This is a genomic window from Peptostreptococcus stomatis DSM 17678, from assembly GCF_000147675.1.
Classification (GTDB): domain Bacteria; phylum Bacillota; class Clostridia; order Peptostreptococcales; family Peptostreptococcaceae; genus Peptostreptococcus; species Peptostreptococcus stomatis.
In genome coordinates this window covers 1-540 of the sequence record NZ_ADGQ01000042.1, presented here as the reverse complement: position 1 = coordinate 540, position 540 = coordinate 1, and the positions used below count along the sequence as shown (strand labels likewise).

Genomic DNA, 540 nt, shown 5'->3' with positions numbered 1-540 from the left:
AAATATAAGAAAATAGACCTAATGAGAAGGTTAAGCTTTAAAGATATTAATAAAAAACTGATGGCGGTACAAATTGGAAAACAAAAAACTTTTATGATAATTTCAGCAGTTATAATAAGTTTTTCCGGATACTTATTTTTACAATCATACAGTCATGTTAATAATGAAGACAAGTACACAAGTCCAACGATATATAGCTTGGGAAGGTACGATCTTATATTAAATCACAATAGGATAGTTGATAGATATTTAAATGGATATTCAAAAAATGATATAGAATATATAAATAAGTTAGATAATGTCAGAAGTATAGTATCAACAAGTGATTCAAAAGCACATTTGTATTTGGATTCTAGAATGTTATCTAGTGAATATAATGAGCAAAGATTATCAGCAAGCGATGGTAAGATTGATGTTAGAATTGATCTAATAGGAATTAATAAAGAAGGTATACAATCATATGTAGATAATGAAAAGATACTAGAATCTGGAAGGTTGCCTAATGAAAACTCAGATATCCCAGAAGTATTGATGTACAAC

At 27.6% G+C, this 540-nt stretch carries 1 protein-coding gene; it reads left to right on the top strand.

Translation table 11 applies throughout. The features are described 5' to 3' along the window. Positions 1 to 21: 21 nt before the first annotated feature. The coding region (locus HMPREF0634_RS09655) for a hypothetical protein (protein WP_165480188.1) at positions 22 to 540 on the top strand (519 nt) is incomplete at its 3' end.